This window comes from Kaustia mangrovi (assembly GCF_015482775.1).
In the GTDB taxonomy this organism is placed as follows: domain Bacteria; phylum Pseudomonadota; class Alphaproteobacteria; order Rhizobiales; family Im1; genus Kaustia; species Kaustia mangrovi.
The window spans coordinates 2,931,745-2,949,952 of the sequence record NZ_CP058214.1 but is presented as its reverse complement, the minus strand read 5'-3'; the positions used below and the strand labels follow the sequence as shown (position 1 = coordinate 2,949,952).

The 18,208-nt window shown below is 68.5% G+C and carries 14 protein-coding genes and 1 pseudogene; 5 read left to right on the top strand and 10 right to left on the bottom strand.

The annotated features are described in order from the left end of the window. Positions 1–2: 2 nt before the first annotated feature. The 3 genes from HW532_RS13680 to HW532_RS13670 are packed head-to-tail and all read right to left on the bottom strand — an operon-like array spanning position 3 to position 3,034. A complete protein-coding gene (locus tag HW532_RS13680) occupies positions 3–911 on the bottom strand; it encodes a F0F1 ATP synthase subunit gamma (protein ID WP_213161001.1) in 909 nt (302 codons plus the stop codon). Between the two features lie 60 nt (positions 912–971). Then, positions 972–2,504: a F0F1 ATP synthase subunit alpha gene (atpA, locus tag HW532_RS13675; RefSeq protein ID WP_213161000.1), complete on the bottom strand. Its 1,533-nt coding sequence runs from the start codon at positions 2,502–2,504 to the stop codon at positions 972–974. Beyond that, positions 2,504–3,034: a F0F1 ATP synthase subunit delta gene (locus HW532_RS13670; protein ID WP_213160999.1), complete on the bottom strand. Its 531-nt coding sequence runs from the start codon at positions 3,032–3,034 to the stop codon at positions 2,504–2,506. Before HW532_RS13670 ends, atpA begins: the two co-directional genes overlap by 1 nt. A 309-nt stretch (positions 3,035–3,343) precedes the next feature. On the opposite strand from HW532_RS13670, the gene HW532_RS13665 reads away from it, so the two are divergent. Then, positions 3,344–3,787 carry a GNAT family N-acetyltransferase gene (locus HW532_RS13665; protein ID WP_213160998.1) on the top strand — a complete coding sequence of 148 codons (444 nt, stop codon included), beginning with the start codon at positions 3,344–3,346 and terminating at the stop codon, positions 3,785–3,787. 87 nt (positions 3,788–3,874) lie between these two features. Here HW532_RS13665 and HW532_RS13660 read toward each other — a convergent pair. After that, positions 3,875–6,069 (bottom strand): annotated as a pseudogene (locus tag HW532_RS13660) (primosomal protein N'). A 243-nt stretch (positions 6,070–6,312) separates the two neighbouring features. Here HW532_RS13660 and fsa point away from each other — a divergent pair. The 3 genes from fsa to HW532_RS13645 all read left to right on the top strand — a co-directional run bounded on the left by fsa (position 6,313) and on the right by HW532_RS13645 (position 8,474). Then, positions 6,313–6,969: a fructose-6-phosphate aldolase gene (gene fsa, locus HW532_RS13655; RefSeq protein WP_213160997.1), complete on the top strand. Its 657-nt coding sequence runs from the start codon at positions 6,313–6,315 to the stop codon at positions 6,967–6,969. 236 nt (positions 6,970–7,205) lie between these two features. Next, positions 7,206–8,168 (top strand): tyrosine recombinase XerC, encoded by a 963-nt coding sequence (locus HW532_RS13650; protein ID WP_213160996.1) that lies wholly within the window; start codon positions 7,206–7,208, stop codon positions 8,166–8,168. A gap of 99 nt (positions 8,169–8,267) precedes the next feature. Beyond that, complete coding sequence (locus HW532_RS13645; protein WP_213160995.1) at positions 8,268–8,474, top strand: hypothetical protein; 207 nt, start codon at positions 8,268–8,270, stop codon at positions 8,472–8,474. A gap of 106 nt (positions 8,475–8,580) precedes the next feature. On the opposite strand, the gene HW532_RS13640 is transcribed toward HW532_RS13645, so the two are convergent. The 6 genes from HW532_RS13640 to HW532_RS13615 all read right to left on the bottom strand — a co-directional run bounded on the left by HW532_RS13640 (position 8,581) and on the right by HW532_RS13615 (position 16,863). Then, positions 8,581–10,134, bottom strand: a complete 1,554-nt coding sequence (locus HW532_RS13640; protein ID WP_213164576.1) for a trimethylamine methyltransferase family protein — start codon at positions 10,132–10,134, stop codon at positions 8,581–8,583. Positions 10,135–10,274: 140 nt separating this feature from the next. After that, positions 10,275–11,549 (bottom strand): TRAP transporter large permease, encoded by a 1,275-nt coding sequence (locus tag HW532_RS13635; protein ID WP_213160994.1) that lies wholly within the window; start codon positions 11,547–11,549, stop codon positions 10,275–10,277. Next, positions 11,546–12,061 (bottom strand): TRAP transporter small permease, encoded by a 516-nt coding sequence (locus tag HW532_RS13630; RefSeq protein WP_213160993.1) that lies wholly within the window; start codon positions 12,059–12,061, stop codon positions 11,546–11,548. Before HW532_RS13630 ends, HW532_RS13635 begins: the two co-directional genes overlap by 4 nt. A 28-nt stretch (positions 12,062–12,089) precedes the next feature. Next, a complete protein-coding gene (locus HW532_RS13625; protein ID WP_213160992.1) occupies positions 12,090–13,094 on the bottom strand; it encodes a TRAP transporter substrate-binding protein in 1,005 nt (334 codons plus the stop codon). A 131-nt stretch (positions 13,095–13,225) separates the two neighbouring features. After that, positions 13,226–13,921: a GntR family transcriptional regulator gene (locus tag HW532_RS13620; protein ID WP_246479016.1), complete on the bottom strand. Its 696-nt coding sequence runs from the start codon at positions 13,919–13,921 to the stop codon at positions 13,226–13,228. 38 nt (positions 13,922–13,959) lie between these two features. Beyond that, complete coding sequence (locus HW532_RS13615) at positions 13,960–16,863, bottom strand: FAD-binding and (Fe-S)-binding domain-containing protein (protein ID WP_213160991.1); 2,904 nt, start codon at positions 16,861–16,863, stop codon at positions 13,960–13,962. Positions 16,864–16,971: 108 nt separating this feature from the next. Between HW532_RS13615 and HW532_RS13610 the strand changes: the two genes are divergently transcribed. After that, positions 16,972–18,165 (top strand): pyridoxal-phosphate-dependent aminotransferase family protein, encoded by a 1,194-nt coding sequence (locus HW532_RS13610; RefSeq protein ID WP_213164574.1) that lies wholly within the window; start codon positions 16,972–16,974, stop codon positions 18,163–18,165. Positions 18,166–18,208: the final 43 nt, after the last annotated feature.

The following is an 18,208-nucleotide window of genomic DNA, read 5'->3' as shown; positions in this document are numbered from 1 at the left end:
TCCTAGAGCGCCTCCGCGCCCGAAATGATCTCGATCAGCTCCTTGGTGATCATCGCCTGGCGCGTGCGGTTGTAGCGCAGCGTCAGCTGGTCGATCATCTCGCCGGCATTGCGCGTGGCGCTGTCCATCGCGCTCATGCGCGCGCCCTGCTCGCCGGCCGCATTCTCCAGGAGCGCCCTGAAGATCTGCACCGAGATGTTGCGCGGCAGGAGATCGTCCAGGATTTCCGCCTCGTCGGGCTCGTAGTCGTAGACCGCGCCGCCGAGGTCGACCAGCTCGGCTTCCGCCGCCTCGTTCGTGCCTTCCTCGATGATGTCGGCCCGCGCGGGAATGAGCTGGAGCGCCGTCGGCGTCTGGGTGATGACGTTCTTGAACTGCGAGTAGAACAGCGTGCAGACGTCGAACTCGCCCGCCTCGAACATCTCCAGCACGCGCTTGCCGACCTCCTGGGCCTGCGCGAAGCCGATATTGCGCACCGTGCGGAACTCGAAGGTGTCGACGATCTGCTTGGGGAAGAGGCGCCTGAGCACGTCGCGCCCCTTGCGGCCGACGCACAGGAACTTGACCGTCTTGCCCTGACGGGTGAGCTCATAGGCGCGGTCGCGGGCGCGCTTGGCGATATTGGTGTTGAACGCGCCGCACAGGCCGCGCTCCGCCGTCGCCACGACGAGCAGGTGCACGTCGTCCTTGCCGGTGCCGGCCAGGAGCTTCGGCGCATCCTCGCGCCCCTCGAAGCCGCGCGCCAGATTGGCGAGCACGGCGTCCATGCGCTCCGCATAGGGCCGTGCGGCCTCCGCCGCCTCCTGCGCGCGGCGGAGCTTGGCGGCGGCGACCATCTGCATCGCCCGGGTGATCTTCTGCGTCGCCCGGACGCTCGAGATACGGTTTCTGAGTTCCTTGAGGCTCGGCATAGAAGCCGCTTCCCCTTCTTTCCGTCGGTTGGCCCTCGCGCCGTTTGCGCGGCGAAGGTTTTAGGCGGCGAACGACTTGGCGAAGCTCTCCGTCGCGGCCTTCAGCTTCTCCGAGGTCGCGTCGGAAAGCTCCTTCTCCGTGCGGATCGCGTCGAGCACATCCTTGTGCTTGTCGCGCATATAACGGAGGAAGTCTTCCTCGAACCGGCCGATCGCGGAAACCTCGAGCTTGTCGAGATAGCCGTTCACGCCGGCATAGATCACGACCACCTGCTCCTCGACCGCCATGGGCGAGAACTGGCCCTGCTTCAGGAGCTCGGTCAGCCGCTCGCCGCGGTTGAGCAGGCGCTGGGTGGCGGCGTCGAGGTCGGAGCCGAACTGGGCGAAGGCGGCCATCTCGCGATACTGGGCGAGCTCGCCCTTGATCTTGCCGGCGACCTGCTTCATCGCCTTGATCTGGGCCGAAGAGCCCACGCGCGACACCGACAGGCCGACATTCACCGCAGGACGGATGCCCTGATAGAACAGGTCGGTCTCAAGGAAGATCTGGCCGTCGGTGATCGAGATCACGTTGGTCGGGATATAGGCCGACACGTCGTTGGCCTGCGTCTCCACGATCGGCAGCGCCGTCAGCGAACCCGCGCCGTGATCGTCGTTCAGCTTCGCGGCACGCTCGAGCAGACGCGAATGGAGATAGAAGACGTCGCCCGGGAAGGCCTCGCGTCCCGGCGGGCGGCGCAGCAGCAGCGACATCTGGCGATAGGCGACGGCCTGCTTGGAAAGATCGTCGTAGCCGAGCAGGGCGTGCATGCCGTTGTCGCGGAAATACTCGCCGATGGTGCAGCCCGTATAGGGCGCGAGATACTGCATCGGCGCGGGGTCCGACGCGGTCGCGGCGACCACCACGGAATATTCGAGCGCGCCGTTCTCCTCCAGCGTCTTGACGAACTGGGCGACAGTGGAGCGCTTCTGGCCGCAGGCCACATAGACGCAGTAGAGCTTCTCTTCCTCTTCGCCGCGCTCGTTCACTTCCTTCTGGTTCAGGATGGCGTCGAGGATGATCGCGGTCTTGCCGGTCTGGCGGTCGCCGATGATCAGCTCGCGCTGGCCGCGGCCGATCGGGATCAGGGCGTCCACCGCCTTGAGGCCGGTCTGCATCGGCTCGTGCACGGACTTGCGCGGCAGGATGCCCGGCGCCTTCACGTCCACGCGCTTCAGGGTCTTCGACTTGATCGGGCCCTTGCCGTCGATCGGATTGCCGAGCGCGTCCACGACGCGGCCGAGCAGCTCCTTGCCGACCGGCACCTCGACAATGGCGCCCGTCCGCTTGACGAGGTCGCCTTCCTTGATCTCGCGGTCGGAGCCGAAGATCACGATACCGACATTGTCGGCCTCGAGATTGAGCGCCATGCCGCGGACGCCGTTGGCGAACTCGACCATCTCGCCCGCCTGGACATTGTCCAGACCATAGGCACGGGCAATGCCGTCACCCACCGACAGGACCTGACCGACCTCGGAGACTTCCGCCTCCTTGCCGAAATTCTTGATCTGCTCTTTGAGGATTGCGGAGATTTCCGCGGGACGGATGTCCATCACCCTACCTCTTTCATGGCGACTCGGAGATTCTGGAGTTTGGTGCGCAGCGAATTGTCGATCATCCTGCTGCCCACCTTGACGATGAGACCGCCGAGAATGGCGGGATCCACGCGCGCATCGACCCGCACATCGCGGCCGACGGACGATTTGAGCGCATCCTTGATGCTGTCGACCTGCTCTGCGGAGAGATCCTCGGCGGCGATCACCTCGGCGACCGTCTCGCCGCGATGCTCAGCCAGCAGCACCTTGTAAGCGGACACCATCTCGGGAACGGCGAACAGCCGGCGGTTCTGCGCCGCCAGCGTGATGAAGTTCGCCGCATAGCCGGAGATGCCGGCCTTGTCGAGAACGGCCGCAATGGAGCGGGTCTGCTCGTCGGGCGTGAAGACCGGACTCAGCACGAGGCGCTGAAGGTCCGGCACACTGTCCACCAGAGCCAGGAACCGATCGAGATCGGAGAGGATTTCGTCGAGCTTGCCCTCGTCGAGAGCGAGTTCGAACAGGGCCGTCGCATATCGGCCCGGCATGCCTTCAACTTTGGAGAGCCTTGCCGTCACTGTTCCTAGTCTCTAGTGCGTGGGTTCCGGATTGGTTGCACCGCCTCCAGAAGAAAGCGCCAACCCATTGAAATGGACGCGATTTTTATTCGAGGGCACGGCGCGCGCACTGCCTCCCCCTCAAGCCCGGCTCGATCTATCACAGCTCGTGGCGTCTGGCAACATAGGCCCAGTGGCGGATTGTCGCAAGCGGCAGGATTTGTGTGTAATGTCTCGGTTTGAAGGTCTGCTCCCGCCGCGAATGTACGGGCACTCATGTCTGCTCCCTGTGAAGGATATATGGCTTTATCCGTCAAACAGCTCGAGCGTCGCGACATGGGCGCGGTCGCTATCGTGCATCGCATCAGTTTCGACGATCGGTTGCCTTGGCTGGCCGGCCTTCACACGCCCGATGAGGACCGCTCATTCTTCAGTACTGTCGTATTCGACGACTGCGAAGTGTGGGGCTCGTTCGACGGCGCGGAGCTGATCGGCTTCATTGCTTTCAAGGAGGGACACATCGAACAGCTCTATGTGCTCCCTGAGTACCAATTCAAAGGGGTAGGAAGTGGGCTCCTCGCCATTGCGAAACAGCGCAATCGCGAGCTTAGCCTATGGACGTTCCAGCGGAATGACGCAGCCCGGCGATTTTATGAAAGCAGGGGCTTTGTGGCTGTCGAGCATACGGATGGGGCACGCAATGAAGAACGCGAGCCCGACATTCGTTACCTCTGGCGTGCATGACGTCCGCCGTCCACTCCTGTGATCGTAATTCCGTGGGTGGCCGGGCGGGGGAGCGGGCCGGTACAGCCTCAGCAACAGGCTCCCGCCTTACAGGAAGCTCTGCGGATCGATATCGACGGCGACCCGGAGCGAGCCGCGCGGAGAGATGTCGGCGAGCCAGGCGCGCAGGAAGCCCTGGATGTTGGCGTCGCGGCCCGCGCGCACGAGGAACCGGTAGCGGAAGCGCCCGCGCACGAGCGCGAGCGGGGCGGGCGAGGGGCCGAGTGCCCGGAAGCCGTCGGCCCTCGGCACGCGCCGCGCGATGGCCTGCGCGAAGCGCTCCGTCTCGCCCTGGTCCTTGCCCGACACGATCAGCGCGGCGAGCCGGCCATAGGGCGGCAGGCCGGCCTCCTCGCGCACTGTCTTCTCATGGGCGAGGAAGGCTTCGCGGTCGCCGGCCTCCAGCGCGCGCATGAGCGGATGGTCGGGCATGTGGGTCTGGATGAGCGCGCGCCCGGGGCGCTCGCCGCGGCCCGCCCGCCCCGCGACCTGACAGAGCAGCTGATAGGTCCGTTCCGCCGCGCGGGGGTCGCCATTGCCCAGCGCGATATCGGCATCGACCACGCCGACAAGCGTCAGCGCGGGGAAATGGTGGCCCTTGGCGACGAGCTGGGTGCCGATGACGATGTCGAAGCGGTGATCGGCGACCTCCTGGATGAGATCGCGCAGTGCGGAGCCGTGGGCGAGATCGCTCGACAGGATCGCAGTGCGCGCCTCCGGAAAGCGCGCCGTCACCTCCTCCGCGAGCCGCTCGACCCCGGGCCGCAGGCGACCAGCGCGCCCTCCGTGCCGCAGGCCGGACAGCTCTCCGGCACCGGCTCCTGGTGCCCGCAATGATGGCACATGAGCACGCGCCGAAAGCGGTGCTCCACGAGCCAGGCATCGCAGTCCGGGCACTGGAAGCGGTGGCCGCAGGCCCGGCAGAGCGTCAGCGGCGCATAGCCCCGCCTGTTGAGGAAAAGGAGCGCCTGGTCGCCGGCCTCGACCGTCTCGCGCACCGCCTCGACGAGCGGCGCGGTGAGCCATGTGCCCCGGTCCGGCGTCTCGCGGCGCATGTCGATGGTCGCGACCGGCGGCAGCTCCGCGGTGCCGTGGCGCGAGGCGAGGGTGAGATGGCGGTAGCGCCCGCGGTCGACATTGACGAGCGTCTCCAGCGACGGCGTCGCCGACGACAGGACGACCGGGAACTTGCCGAGCGCACCGTAGACGACGGCCATGTCGCGGGCGTGGTAGGTCACGCCCTCCTCCTGCTTGAAGGCCGGCTCGTGCTCCTCGTCGACCACGATCAGCCCCGGCCTGCGATAGGGCAGGAAGAGCGCCGAGCGCGCGCCGACCACGATCGGCGCCTCGCCCGTGGCGACCCCGCGCCAGACCCGCTCGCGCTCGCTCGACCTCATGCCGGAATGCCACTCCGCCGGCGAGACGCCGAAGCGCTCCTCGACCCGGCGGATGAAGGCTCCGGTCAGCGCGATCTCCGGCAGGAGGATGAGCGCCTGGCGCCCCTGGGCGACGGTTGCCGCGACGGCCTCCAGATAGACCTCCGTCTTGCCGGAGCCGGTGACGCCGTCGAGGAGGGTGACGGAGAAGTCCCGCTCGACGGCGCGCTGGCGCAGCGCCTGGGCGGCCTCCTCCTGTTCCGCCGACAGGACGAGCGCCCCTTGAGGGCTCGGCTTGCCGAAGGGCGCCGCCGCCGGGACCGGCGCGGGCTCGAGCGCGCCGGCATCGACCAGCCCGCGCACCACGCCGGGCGTGACGCCGGCGACCTCCGCCAGATCGCGCGGGCGCCACACCAGCCCGTCGCCGGCGACCTCCATCACCCGCTTGCGCTGGGGGGTCATGCGCTCCGGCTCCCGGCCCGTGGCGCGGTAGCCGACATGGGCGCGCGGCGGTCCGAGCGCCGCCGGCACGCGCAGGCACATGCGCAAAACCGCGCCCGGCGGCACGAGATTGTAGGCGGCGACCCAGTCGATGAAGCCGCGATGGACCTCCGGCATGGGCGGGGCGTCGAACCGTTCCGCGATGGGGCGCAGGGCGGGACCCTCGTGGTCGGCGGCGCAACGGCCCTCGTCGGCCCACACCACGCCGATCATCTGGCGCGGCCCCAGCGGCACGACCACATAGTCGCCCGGCGCGACGGCCATGCCGTCCGGCACCTTGTAGGAATAGGCGCGGTCGAGCGCGAGCGGCAGCAGCACCTCGACGACGCGGGCATCCAGTCCGGCGATGGCGGAATCAGTCGGCATGATGGTGCCAAGGTGCGCCCAACGGCGCGCGCGATCAACGTCTCCCGGACTGGATCGGACTGGATCGAACTGCACCGGCCCGCTCCCCCACCCGGCCACCCATGAGATCGTATTTGCCAGGGGCGGCCAGGTGGGGGAGCGGGCCGGCGCTGCCTGTACCAAACGGACATGCGACACCGCTTGCCGAATGCGGCGCGCCTGAATAATGTGCGCGGGTCACCGACCCTAGCGGAGAGAGGACCCATGAAATTCTTCGTCGATACGGCGGATGTGGACGAGATCGCCGAGCTGGCCGCGACGGGGCTGGTGGACGGCGTGACGACCAACCCCTCGCTCGTCGCCAAGACCGGCCGCGACTTCAAGACGGTGATCCGCGAGATCTGCGCGCTGGTCGACGGCCCGGTCAGCGCCGAGGTGGCCGCGACCGAGGCGGATGCGATGGTCGAGGAGGGCCGCTCGCTCGCGGAGATCGCGACAAATGTCGCAGTCAAGGTGCCGCTGACCCTCGACGGGCTGAAGGCCTGCCGCACGCTCACCCAGGCCGGCACGATGGTGAACGTCACCCTGTGCTTCAACGCCAACCAGGCGCTGCTCGCGGCGAAGGCCGGGGCGACCTTCGTCTCGCCCTTTATCGGCCGGCTCGATGATATCGGCCTCGACGGCATGGAGCTCATCGAGGAGATTCGCCAGATCTACGACAATTACGACGCGCTCTCCACGGAGATCCTGGCCGCCTCGATCCGCGGCGCGAACCATGTGAAGTTCGCCGCCATGGCCGGTGCCGACGTCGCCACCGTGCCGCCGGGCGTCCTGCGCGGCCTCGTCATGCACCCGCTGACCGACAAGGGCCTCGACGCCTTCCTCGCCGACTGGAAGAAGACCGGCCAGTCGATCCTGTAGCGCGTGCCGACATTTGCGTCTTTCCGCTCATCCCGGCGAAAGCCGGGATCTCAGGCATTTTGGGCAAGAGATCCCGGCTTTCGCCGGGATGAGCGGTAAATTTTACCGTACCTCACGCGGTACACCCTCCTTTTCGTGACGCAATAAAATCAGCTCGCCCAGCCCCGCATACCCGCCGTTAACGCGCCCGGGGCATGCTTTTGCGCATCCATTATCGGGATCCCGCAGAGGTGGCCATGGCAACGGACAGGCATGTGGTGACGAAGGCGGCCGCCTTCGATACGGCGCGCGCGCTGTCGGCCTGGCTCGGCCATCTGACGGCGGAGCGGCGGGCCGCGGCGAAGACGGTCGAGGCCTATATGCGCGATGTCGGCCAGTTCCTCGCCTTCCTCGCCGGCCATCTGGGAGGCCCGCCGACGCTTGCCGACCTCTCCGGCCTCGGTACGGCGGATTTCCGCGCCTTTCTCGCACGCCGGCGCCAGGACGGCGCCTCGAGCCGGACGCTCGCCCGCCAGCTTTCCGCCATCCGCGCCCTGTTCGGCTTCCTGGAGCGCAACGGGCTCGCCTCGAACCCGGCCATCGGCGCGATCCGGACGCCGAAGCTGCCCCATGCAGTGCCGAAGCCGCTGACCGTCGAGGCCGCCGGCAGGCTCATGGCGGCGGATGCGGAGATGGCGTCGCAGGACACACCGCCCTGGGTGACGGCGCGCGACGCCGCCATCCTGATGATGCTCTATGGATGCGGCCTGCGCATCTCCGAGGTCCTGGGGCTCAATCGGGCCGACGCGCCCGTCTCGGCGGACACCGATACGCTGACCGTCACCGGCAAGGGCGGCAAGACGCGGATCGTGCCGGTCATGGAGCCCGTGCGCGAGGCGGTGGCGGCCTATCTCGCCCTCTACCCCCACGACATGCCGCCCGGAAGCGCGCTCTTCCGCGGGGTCCGGGGCGCGCGCCTCAATGCGCGCATGGTCCAGCGCCTGATCGAGCGCCTGCGCGGCGCGCTCGGCCTGCCGGAGACGGCGACGCCGCACGCCCTGCGCCACAGCTTCGCCACCCACCTGCTCGGCGCGGGCGCCGATCTGCGCGCCATCCAGGAGCTGCTCGGCCATTCCAGCCTGTCGACCACCCAGCTCTATACGGAGGTCGACCGCGAGCACCTCCTGAAACAGTACGAACGCGCCCATCCGCGCGCCTGACGGCCGTCTCCTTCCGCCCGCCACCGCGGCGTGCTATCATGGCCTTTGCGCGGAAGGGGATGCTTTCCGCGACATATGTGCAAGCGGAGGAGATTTCCGATGATCAGACATCTGGTTCTCGCAACCACGCTTGCCGCATCGTTGGCAGCCGTGGCGGCAATGCCCGCGGCGGCGGATTGCAACTACTCCCACACAGCCAAAAAGACGACCCAGTCAAAGCCGACGACTGTGGCCGAACTGCCCGCCGGCACGACGACCGACCAGGCGAGCGAGAAGACCGCGGAGGCCGAGACCGCGACGGAGTGACGGTCTCCCGGCCCGAAAGTGTTACCGGAAGCGACAGGCCCGGGCCTATAGAGCCCGGGCCTTTCTGTAGGAAGGCTCGCGGCGGGACCTGTCGCCCGTCCCGGGCTCAGCTCACATCGGCCGGCAGCTCTTCCTCGCGCCGGGCGATGAAGGCGAGGAGCGCCTCGTGCACCCCCTCGTCGAGCCCCGGCTCCTCATAGCTGTCGAGCATGGCGCGGGCCTGCTGCACGGCGCGGGTCTCCGTATCGGGGCTGCCCTCCGCCTGCCATTGCTCCCAGGAGCCGAACTCCATGAGATCGGGCCGGAAGAAGGCCGTCTCGAACCGGTCGAGCGTGTGCTGGGTCCCGAGGAAGTGGCTCGCCGGGCCGACCTGGCGGACGGCGTCCATGGCGTCCTTCAGATCGTCGGTCTTCACCCCTTGCGCATAGCGGTACCAGGCCGCGCACTGCTCAGCGTCGAGCACGAACTTGGCGTAGCTCGCCGTCAGCCCCGCCTCCAGCCAGCCGGCGGCGTGCCAGATATAGTTGGCGCCGGACAATATGGCGGCATGCATCAGCATGTTTGCCTCGTAGCCCGCCTGGATGTCCGGCAGCTTGGCGCCGACATGGGAGCCGCTGGTGCGGAAGGGCAACCCGTAGCGGCGCGCGAGCTGACCCATGAGGAGCGTCATCTGCGCGGCCTCCGGCGTGCCGCCCATGGGAGCGCCGGTCTTCATGTCGACGGTGACCATGAACTGGCCGTAGACCATGGGGCAGCCGGGCCGGATGAGCTGGGTGAAGGCGATGCCCGCCAGCGCCTCCGCATTGACCTGGGCGACGGCGCCGACGGTGGAGGCCGACGTCGAGGCCCCGCACAGCGCGAAGGGGGTTAGCAGGCAGGGCTGGTTGTGCGCGGCATAGACCTTCAGCGCGTCCAGCATGGTGGCGTCCCACACGAGCGGCGAGTTGGCGTTGACCACGGAGGTCATCACCGGATTGTCGTTCACGAAGTCCTCGCCGAACACGATCTTGGCCATGGCGATCGTGTCCTCGGCGCGCTCCTTCGCGGTCACGATGCCCATGAACGGCTTGTCGGACCAGCGGAACAGCCCGTAGAGGATGTGGAGGTGCCGGCGCGGCACCGGCAGGTCCACCGGCTCGCAGATCAGCGCGCTCGTCGAATGGAGCGCCGGCGACAGATAGGCGAGCTTGTGGAAGGCATAGAGATCCTCCAGCGTGCCGTAGCGCCGGTTGCCGTCGAGATCGCGCACATAGGGCGCCCCGTACATGGGCACGAAGATGGAATTGCGCCCGCCGACACGCACCGTGCGTTCGGGATTGCGGGCGTGCATGGTGTATTCCGACGGTGCCTTCGCAACGAGATCCATGAGCAATGTGCGGTCGATGCGCACGCGGTGGCCGTGCGTATCGGCGCCCGCCTCGCGCCACATGGCGGCGGCCTCGTCGTCGCGGAAGTCGATCCCGACCTCCTCGAGGATCCGCATCGATTCCTCGTGGATCAGCTCCTCCGCATCGGCGCCCAAGAGATCGAGAACGGGAATGCCGCGCTCCAGCGTCGGCAGCATGACGAGCGGCGCGGCCATGCGCTCGCGCCGGCGCCCTGCACGGCCGCCGGACCGCCGCGACGTCCGCGCGGAGACATCTTCCGAAAGGCGTCTGATATCGACCATCGTTTCCGTCCCTGTTTGGGGCGAAAGGGGGTCTCCCCTCGCGCCTCGTTCCCCGATCCTAACCCCGGAACAGGCCGCGCCACCTGCGAGTTTGCGACTTTCCGTGGCTTCGGGGAGACGCCTCGGCGCCCTCACAGATGGAACGGGATATAGAGAACGACGGACGGGACGAGATAGCAGATCGCGATGGTGGCGAGCATGAGGGCGAGGAACGGCCAGACGCCGGCGGCGACTTCGCCGAGGCGGGCATGGCCGACCGCCTGGATGACATAGAGGTTGAGCCCGACCGGCGGCGTGATGAGCGCGCATTCCACCATGATGACGAAGAACACGCCGAACCAGATCGGATCGAGCCCCATGGGCAGGATCGAGGGGGCGAGCACCGGCACCATGATCAGCATCATGGACAGGGCCTCCAGGAACAGCCCCATGACGACCAGCACCGCGGCGACGGCGAGAACGAAGAGCGCCGGCACCGAGACCGTGTCGATGATGAAGGCGGAGATGTCCTGCGGGATGCGGTAGAGCGTGATCGCCTTGCCGAAGACCTTGGCGCCGGCGACGATGAGCAGGATGGTCACCGTCGTCACCATGGCCTCGAACACCGCGTCTGCGAGGTCGGCCCAGCTCAGCGTGCGCAGCAGGCCGGCGGTGATGAGGAGGGAGAGCGCGAGCCCGATGGCGGCCGCCTCCGTCGGCGTGAAGGCGCCGCGATAGATCCCGACGATGATGACGAGCGCGAGCGCCGCGGACGGCAGGGCGCGCAGGCTCGCGCGCTTGCGCTCCGCCCAGCTCGCCTTCTCGCTTCGCCGGTAGTCGGCGGCAAACCGCGCATAGACCATGGCGAAGCCGCAGAACAGGACGATCAGCAGGAGCCCCGGCCCGATACCGGCGAGAAAGAGCGCCAGCACCGATTCCTCCGTGATGAAGCCGTAGACGATCATCGGGATTGAGGGCGGGATCAGGATACCGAGCGTGCCGCCCGCCGCGAGCAGCCCCAGGACGAAGCGGCGCGGATAGCCGCGCGCGGTCATCTCCGGAATGGCGACCGTGCCTATGGTCGCCGCCGTCGCCACCGACGATCCGGAGATCGCCGCGAAGAGGCCGCAGGACAGGATGGTCGCCACCGCCAGGCCGCCCGGCCAGTGGCCGACCCAGGCCTGCACGGCGGCGAACAGGTCGCGCCCCACCCCGCCCTTGAGCAGCACATTGGACATGAGCAGGAAGAGCGGCACGGCGAGCAGCACGAAGTTGTCGACCGTGGACAACAGCCCCTGCGGCACCATGAGCGGCGAGAAGCCGCCGAGGGCGAGCAGCGCGCCGCCGAGCGCGATGAGCGCGAAGGCGACGGGAACGCCCGCGAGCAGGAGCGCGAAGAGTGCTGCGAGGATGCCGGCCGCGATCATGTCGGGCCGGCCATGTCGGACCGGGCCTCGCCCCCGGCGGGCGCGCCCCTGAGAAGCCGGGCGATCTCGGCAAGGCATTGGAGGACGACGAGCCCGCAGCCGACCGGGATCGCCGCCTCGCTCCACCAGTTCGGAATGTCGAGCATGGTGCCCGTCGACCGTCCGCGCAGGAAGGAGTCGACCGCGATCGGCGTGCCGTACCACACCGCCACGGCACAGCCGGCTGCGACGACGGCGAGCGACACCCCTTCGAGCCAGCGCCGGGGGCCCGCCTCCAGCCGGTCGGTCACGAGCGTGATGCGGATATGCTCGCGCCGGCGGACGAGGGCGGCGGCGGCGAGATACGTGCCCCAGACGAGCAGCAGGCGCGACAGCTCCTCCGCCCACACCGTCGGGGCGTTGAACAGGTAGCGCGCCACGACCTCATAGGTCAGCATGGCGCCGGTGGCCAGGAACAGCCACGCGGCGACACGGGCGAGCCAGGTCGACAGACGGTCGAGCCATGCGGTCATGGGCGGCGGCCCCCGGGGCGTTGACGGCTCAGTTGCCCTTGCCGAGCCCCTGCGCGGCCTCGTAGACCTCCTTGCCGAGCGCGCCGGCGTCGGAGAGATAGGAATCGAACACCGGCTGTGCGGCGGCCTTCCAGGCCTCGACCTCCTCCGGCGTCAGCTTGTAGACCGTCATGCCGTTTGCCTCGGCGTCCTTGTAGGCGTCCGCCTCGATCTCGGCCATGGCGTCGCGCACCGCGATCTCCGCCTCGCGCGCCGCCGTCGCGATGATCTCGCGATGGGCCTCCGGCAGCGACTGCCAGAACTCCTCGTTGACCACCACGATGAACTCGATGTCGGCATTGTTGGTGACGGTCACCGTGTCCATGACCTCCCACAGCCGGCGCGATTTCACGCCCGACATGCCGGTCATGCCGATATCGACCGTGCCGCGCTGATAGGCGAGATACTGCTCCGACCCGGAGATCAGCGTCGGCACGCCGCCGGCGGCCTCCACCCATTTGCCGAGCGTCTTGCCGAAGACGCGGACCTTCTTGTCCTTCATGTCGGCGGGTGTCTTGATGGCCCCGCCATTGGACAGGAGAATCACGCTGCCATAGGCCTGCCACCACAGGACGCGGGCGCCGGTTCCCATGATCGCCTCGTCGAGCGGCTTGCGCACCGGGCTGTCGGGCGCCGTCGCCTCGCGCACGAGCTCTTCGGTGTTGAACAGGAACGGCATGTAGAAGATATCGACGGCGGGGATGTCGCCCACATAGCGGGTGAGCGAGGCGACCCCCATCTCGATGGCGCCGGAGCCGACCGCCTGGGGAACCTCCTTGTCCTTGTAGAGCTGCGCGGAATCGAAGATCTGGACCTCGATATCGCCGTTCGACGCCGTCTCCACCTTGTCCTTGAACAGGAGCAGGTTCTGGCCGAGATGGCTCTTGAGCGGCAATTGCAGCGTGATGCGCAGCGTGGTTTCCGCAGCCTCGGCCGGCAGGGTCAGTATCGCCGCCAGCGCCAGCGCGCCCAGGGCCCGGGTGACAAGCTTCATGGGTTCCTCCCCCTCTTTGGCCTCACGGTTTGCGTGAGTGTTCTCGCGTCCGGCGGTGCCGGTTGCCGGCTACTTTGGGAGATCGCCCGCCGGGGGTCAAGCTGGTGCGTGAAGGGCCCGGGCCGGCGCGGTCAACGCGCCTCCGGCTCCGTCATCAGGCTTTCCCGGATAGTCTGGAGCTTGCCGGCGAGATGGCGCTTGAGGATACGCGCGAGGCGCTGTCCGTCGCGCGCCTCGAGCGCGGCTAGGATCTCCTCGTGCTCGGCGACGGCGCGCGCCCAGCGCTCCGCCGACATGTTGGCGAGATAGCGGGCGCGGCGAACCCGGCCGGCCAGGCCGCGATAGATGGTGGCGAGCGTCTGATTGCGGGCGGCGTCGAGAATGCGCTCGTGGATCTCCTGGTTGAGCGCGAAATAGGGCTTCATCTCGCCGCGCCTGTAATGGCCGACCATCTCCTCGTGGAGCGCGCGGATCTCCGCGATCTCCTCCTCGGTGATCTGCGCGCAGGCAAGCTCGCCGGAGACCGCCTCCAGAGCCCCCATGATCGGGAAGGTCTCCTCCAGATCCTCCGCCGTCAGCCGGGTGACGGTCGCGCCGCGATTGGGCTCGAGCGCGACGAGGCCTTCGGAGGCGAGCACCTTGAGCGCCTCGCGAAGCGGCGTGCGGGACACGTTGAAGCGCGCGCAGAGCGCCTTCTCCGGCACCTTCTCGCCGGGGGTCAGCTCGCCGTCCACGATCATCCGGCGCAGCCGGTCGAGCAGCTCGTCATGGAGCGACCGGCGCACGATCGGCTCTTCGGCGAGCATATCGTCGGTGACGGTCGGCATTCCGGTCTGTCCCTCCTTCATCGGCGCACCCTGCCTATTCATAAGCTATCCGCCATGAGTTTCACAATGTGGCGGGCCGCGCGCCCGGTGCCGTCGCGGATCTGGTGGCGGCAGGAGAAGCCGTCGGCGGCGAGCATGGTGTCGGCCGCGGCCTCGCGCACCGCCGGCAGGAGGGCGAGCTCGCCCATCGCCATCGATGCCTCGTAGGTGTCGGCGCCGTAACCGAAGGCGCCCGCCATGCCGCAGCAGCTCGACGTCACGGTCTCCACCCTGAGCCCCGGCACGAGCCTCAGGGCGCCGGTGAGATCGTTCATCGCGCCGAAGGACTTCTGGTGGCAATGGCCGTGGAGCAGGACGCGGCGGCCCTCCCGCTCGCCGAAGGCGGCGTCGAAACGCCCGGCCTTGTGCTCGCGCAGCACGAAGCTCTCCACGAGCATGGCCCGCTCCGCGATGCGCTCCGCCTCCTCGCCGAGGCCGAGCGCCGTCATCTCGTCCTTCAGGGTGAACAGGCAGCTCGGCTCCAGCCCCACCACGGCGGCACCGCGCGCCACCGGCTCCTTCAGCGCGTCGACGAGGCGGCGCGCCTCCGCCCGCGCCTCGTCCACGAGACCCGCGGCCAGGAAGGTGCGTCCGCAGCACAGCGGCCGGCCGCCGTCGCGGGGCCGCGCGACATGCACATGCCAGCCGCCGGCCTGAAGAAGCTTGAGCGCCGCGCGCAGGTTCTCCGGCTCGAAATAGCGGTTGAAGGTGTCGGCGAACAGCACGACCTCGCGGGCCCCCTCCGGCACCGCGCCCGCCGGCCCCTCGCCATCGCGGAACGGATCGCCGCGCCAGGCCGGCAGGGGGCGGCGCGCGGAGAAGCCGGCCAGCGCCTCCGACAGGCTCGCGAGCCCCGGCAGCCGGTCGCGCAGATTGGCGAGCCACGTCAGACGCGCCGCATGGGGCGCATAGCGCGGCAGATAGGCGACCAGCCGGTCGTGGAGCGGAAGCCCGCGCCGCTTCGCACGCTGGGCTGCGACCTCGATCTTCATGCGCGCCATGTCGACACCCGTCGGGCATTCCCGCCGGCAGCCCTTGCAGCCCACGCACAGCTTCAGCGTGTCCGCCATGGCGTCGGAGGCGAGCGCCTCCGGGCCGATCTGGCCGGAAATCGCAAGCCGCAGCGTGTTGGCGCGCCCGCGTGTCACGTCGCGCTCGTTGCGGGTGATCCGGAAGGAGGGGCACATGACGCCGGCGTCGATCTTTCGGCAGGCGCCGTTGTTGTTGCACATCTCCACCGCGCCCTGGAAACCGCCGGCCGCGCCGGGCCAGGCCGACCAGTCGAGCGCCGGCTCGAAGTCTCCGACCGCGTAGTCCGGCGGGTAACGGAAGAGCGAGCGGTCGTCCATGCGCGGCGGGCGCACGATCTTGCCCGGATTGAGGCGCGATGCCGGGTCGAAGGCGTCCTTCACCTCCTCGAACAGCGTCACGACCTCGCGCCCATAGACCTTCTCGTGGAATTCGGAGCGCACCAGCCCGTCGCCATGCTCGCCGGAATGGGCGCCCTTGTATTCGCTGACGAGCGCGAAGGCCTCCTCCGCGATGGCGCGCATCTTCCTCACCTCCAGCTCCTGCTTGAGGTTGAGGACGGGGCGGACATGCAGGCAGCCGACGGAGGCATGGGCGTACCATGTGCCCGTCGTGCCGTGGCGCGCGAAGACCTCGGTCAGGCGCTCGGTATAGTCGGCGAGATGCTCCAGCGGCACCGCGCAATCCTCGATGAAGGAGACGGGCTTTCCCTCCGTCTTCATCGACATCATGATGTTGAGGCCGGATTTGCGGACCTCCCAGATCGCCTTCTGGAAGTCGGGATCGACCGCCTCGACCACCGCGCCCTCGAGGCCGAGATCGCCCATCATCCGGCCCAGATCCTTCAGCCTGGCGAGCGACGCCTCCTGCGTCTCCTCGGCGAATTCGACGAGCAGCAGGGCCTGCGGCTCGCCCTTCACGAAGCGGTCGACGACCGGGCGGAACATGGCGATGTCGCGGGCGAGATCGATCATGGTGCGGTCGACGAGCTCGATGGCCGCCGGACCCAGCGCGACGAGGTGCTGGGGCGCCTCCATGGCGGCGCGGAAGGTGGGGAAGTGGCACACGCCCACCACCTTGTTGCGCGGCAGGGGCGCAAGCGAGAGCGTCAGGCGCCGCGACAGGGCGAGCGTGCCTTCCGAGCCGACGAGCAGGGTTGCCAGATTGAGCGGCGCGCCGTTCGGGACCAGCGCGTCGATATTGTAGCCGCCGACCCGGCGCTGGACCTCCGGAAAGGCCGCCGCGATCCGCTCGGCATTGTCGCGGCCGAGATCGCCGAGCCACCTCTTCAGGGCCGCCGCGCCGTCGCCCGTATTGTCGCCGGCCGGCAGCGCGGCGAAGCGCGTCTCCGTGCCGTCGGCGAGCGAGGCGTCGATGGAGACGACCCGGTCGCGCATGATGCCGTAGCGCAGCGAGCGCGTGCCGCAGGAATTGTTGCCGGCCATGCCGCCGATGGTGGCGCGCGAGGAGGTGGAGACGTCGACCGGATACCACAGGCCATGGGGCGCCAGCGTCCGGTTGAGCTCGTCGAGCACGATGCCCGGCTCCACCGTGCAGGTTCTTCCCTCCGGGTCGATCTCGACGACATTGCGCAGATATTTGGAGAAGTCGACGACGAGCGACTCGCCCACCGTCTGGCCCGATTGCGAGGTGCCGCCGCCGCGCGGCAGGAGCGGCACGCCCTCCTCGTGCGCGATGGCCAAGACCGCGCTCAGATCGGCCTGGCTGCGCGGCACGACGACCCCCAGCGGCACGATCTGGTAGAGCGAGGCGTCGGTGGCGTAGCGCCCGCGGGAAAAGGCGTCGAACAGGACTTCCGAGCCCGTCTCCCGCGCCAGCCGGCGCGCCAGTCGGGAATTGTCATCGCTTGACATCGAAAATGCATTCATAATTCAATATTACAAAACCGGGTGCGCTCCCCGCAAGCCTTCAACGCGCCGCGCCGGACCCAAAATGCCGAGGAAACACGAGACATGAGCAATATGAGCCGCACGGCCGGACGCCACTTCCTGCAGATCCCGGGGCCGACCAATGTCCCCGACCGCATATTGAGGGCGATAGACCGGCCGACCATCGACCATCGCGGACCGGATTTCGGCGCGCTCGGCCGGCGGCTCTTCGCAGGCCTGAAGCCGGTCTTCAAGTGCTCCGGCCCGGTCATCGTCTATCCCGCTTCCGGCACCGGCGCGTGGGAGGCGGCGCTGGTTAACACCCTGTCGCCCGGCGACCGGGTGCTGATGAGCGAGACCGGCCATTTCGCCACGCTCTGGCGCGGGCTGGCGGAGAAGCTCGGCCTCAAGCCGGACTTCCTCCCCGGCGACTGGCGCCACGGTGCCGATGCGGAGGCGATCGCGGCAAGGCTCGGCGAGGACAAGGCCCACGAGATCAGGGCGGTCTGCGTGGTCCACAACGAGACCTCCACCGGCTGCACCTCCGACATCGCCGCGGTGCGCAAGGCCATCGACGAGGCCGGCCACCCCGCTCTCCTGATGGTCGACACGATCTCCTCGCTCGCCTCCATCGACTACCGCCACGACGAGTGGGGCGTGGACGTCACCGTCGCAGGCTCCCAGAAGGGGCTGATGCTGCCGCCGGGCCTGTCCTTCAACGCGGTGAGCGAGAAGGCGCTCGACGCGCACCGGACGGCAGGCCTGCCGCGTGCCTACTGGGACTGGACGGCGATGCTGAAGGCCAACGAGACCGGCTATTTCCCGCACACGCCCGCCACCAACCTGCTCTACGGGCTCGCCGAAGCCATAGATATGCTGCAGGAGGAGGGGCTCGACCGGGTCTTCGCGCGCCACGACCGCCACGCCGAGGCGACGCGCCGGGCGGTCGGCGCCTGGGGGCTGGAGGTGCTGTGCCTCGATCCCGACCGCTATTCGAGCTCGCTGACCGCCGTCCTCATGCCGGAGGGCGAAAGCGCGGACCGGTTCCGCCGCATCGTTCTCGACGCCTTCGACATGTCGCTCGGTTCCGGCCTCGGCAAGCTCGCCGACAGGGTGTTCCGCATCGGCCATCTGGGCGACTTCAACGATCTGAGCCTCGCCGGCACGCTCGCCGGCGTGGAGATGGGGCTCGCGCTCGCCGGCGTGCCCCATGAAAAAGGCGGCACGCAAGCCGCCATGGACTACCTCGCCGAGGAGGCCCGGGCGGCCGTGAAAGAGACCGCCTAAAGCCACGGACCGCGAGGCTTCGACGGCCGCCAAGGATCCGCGA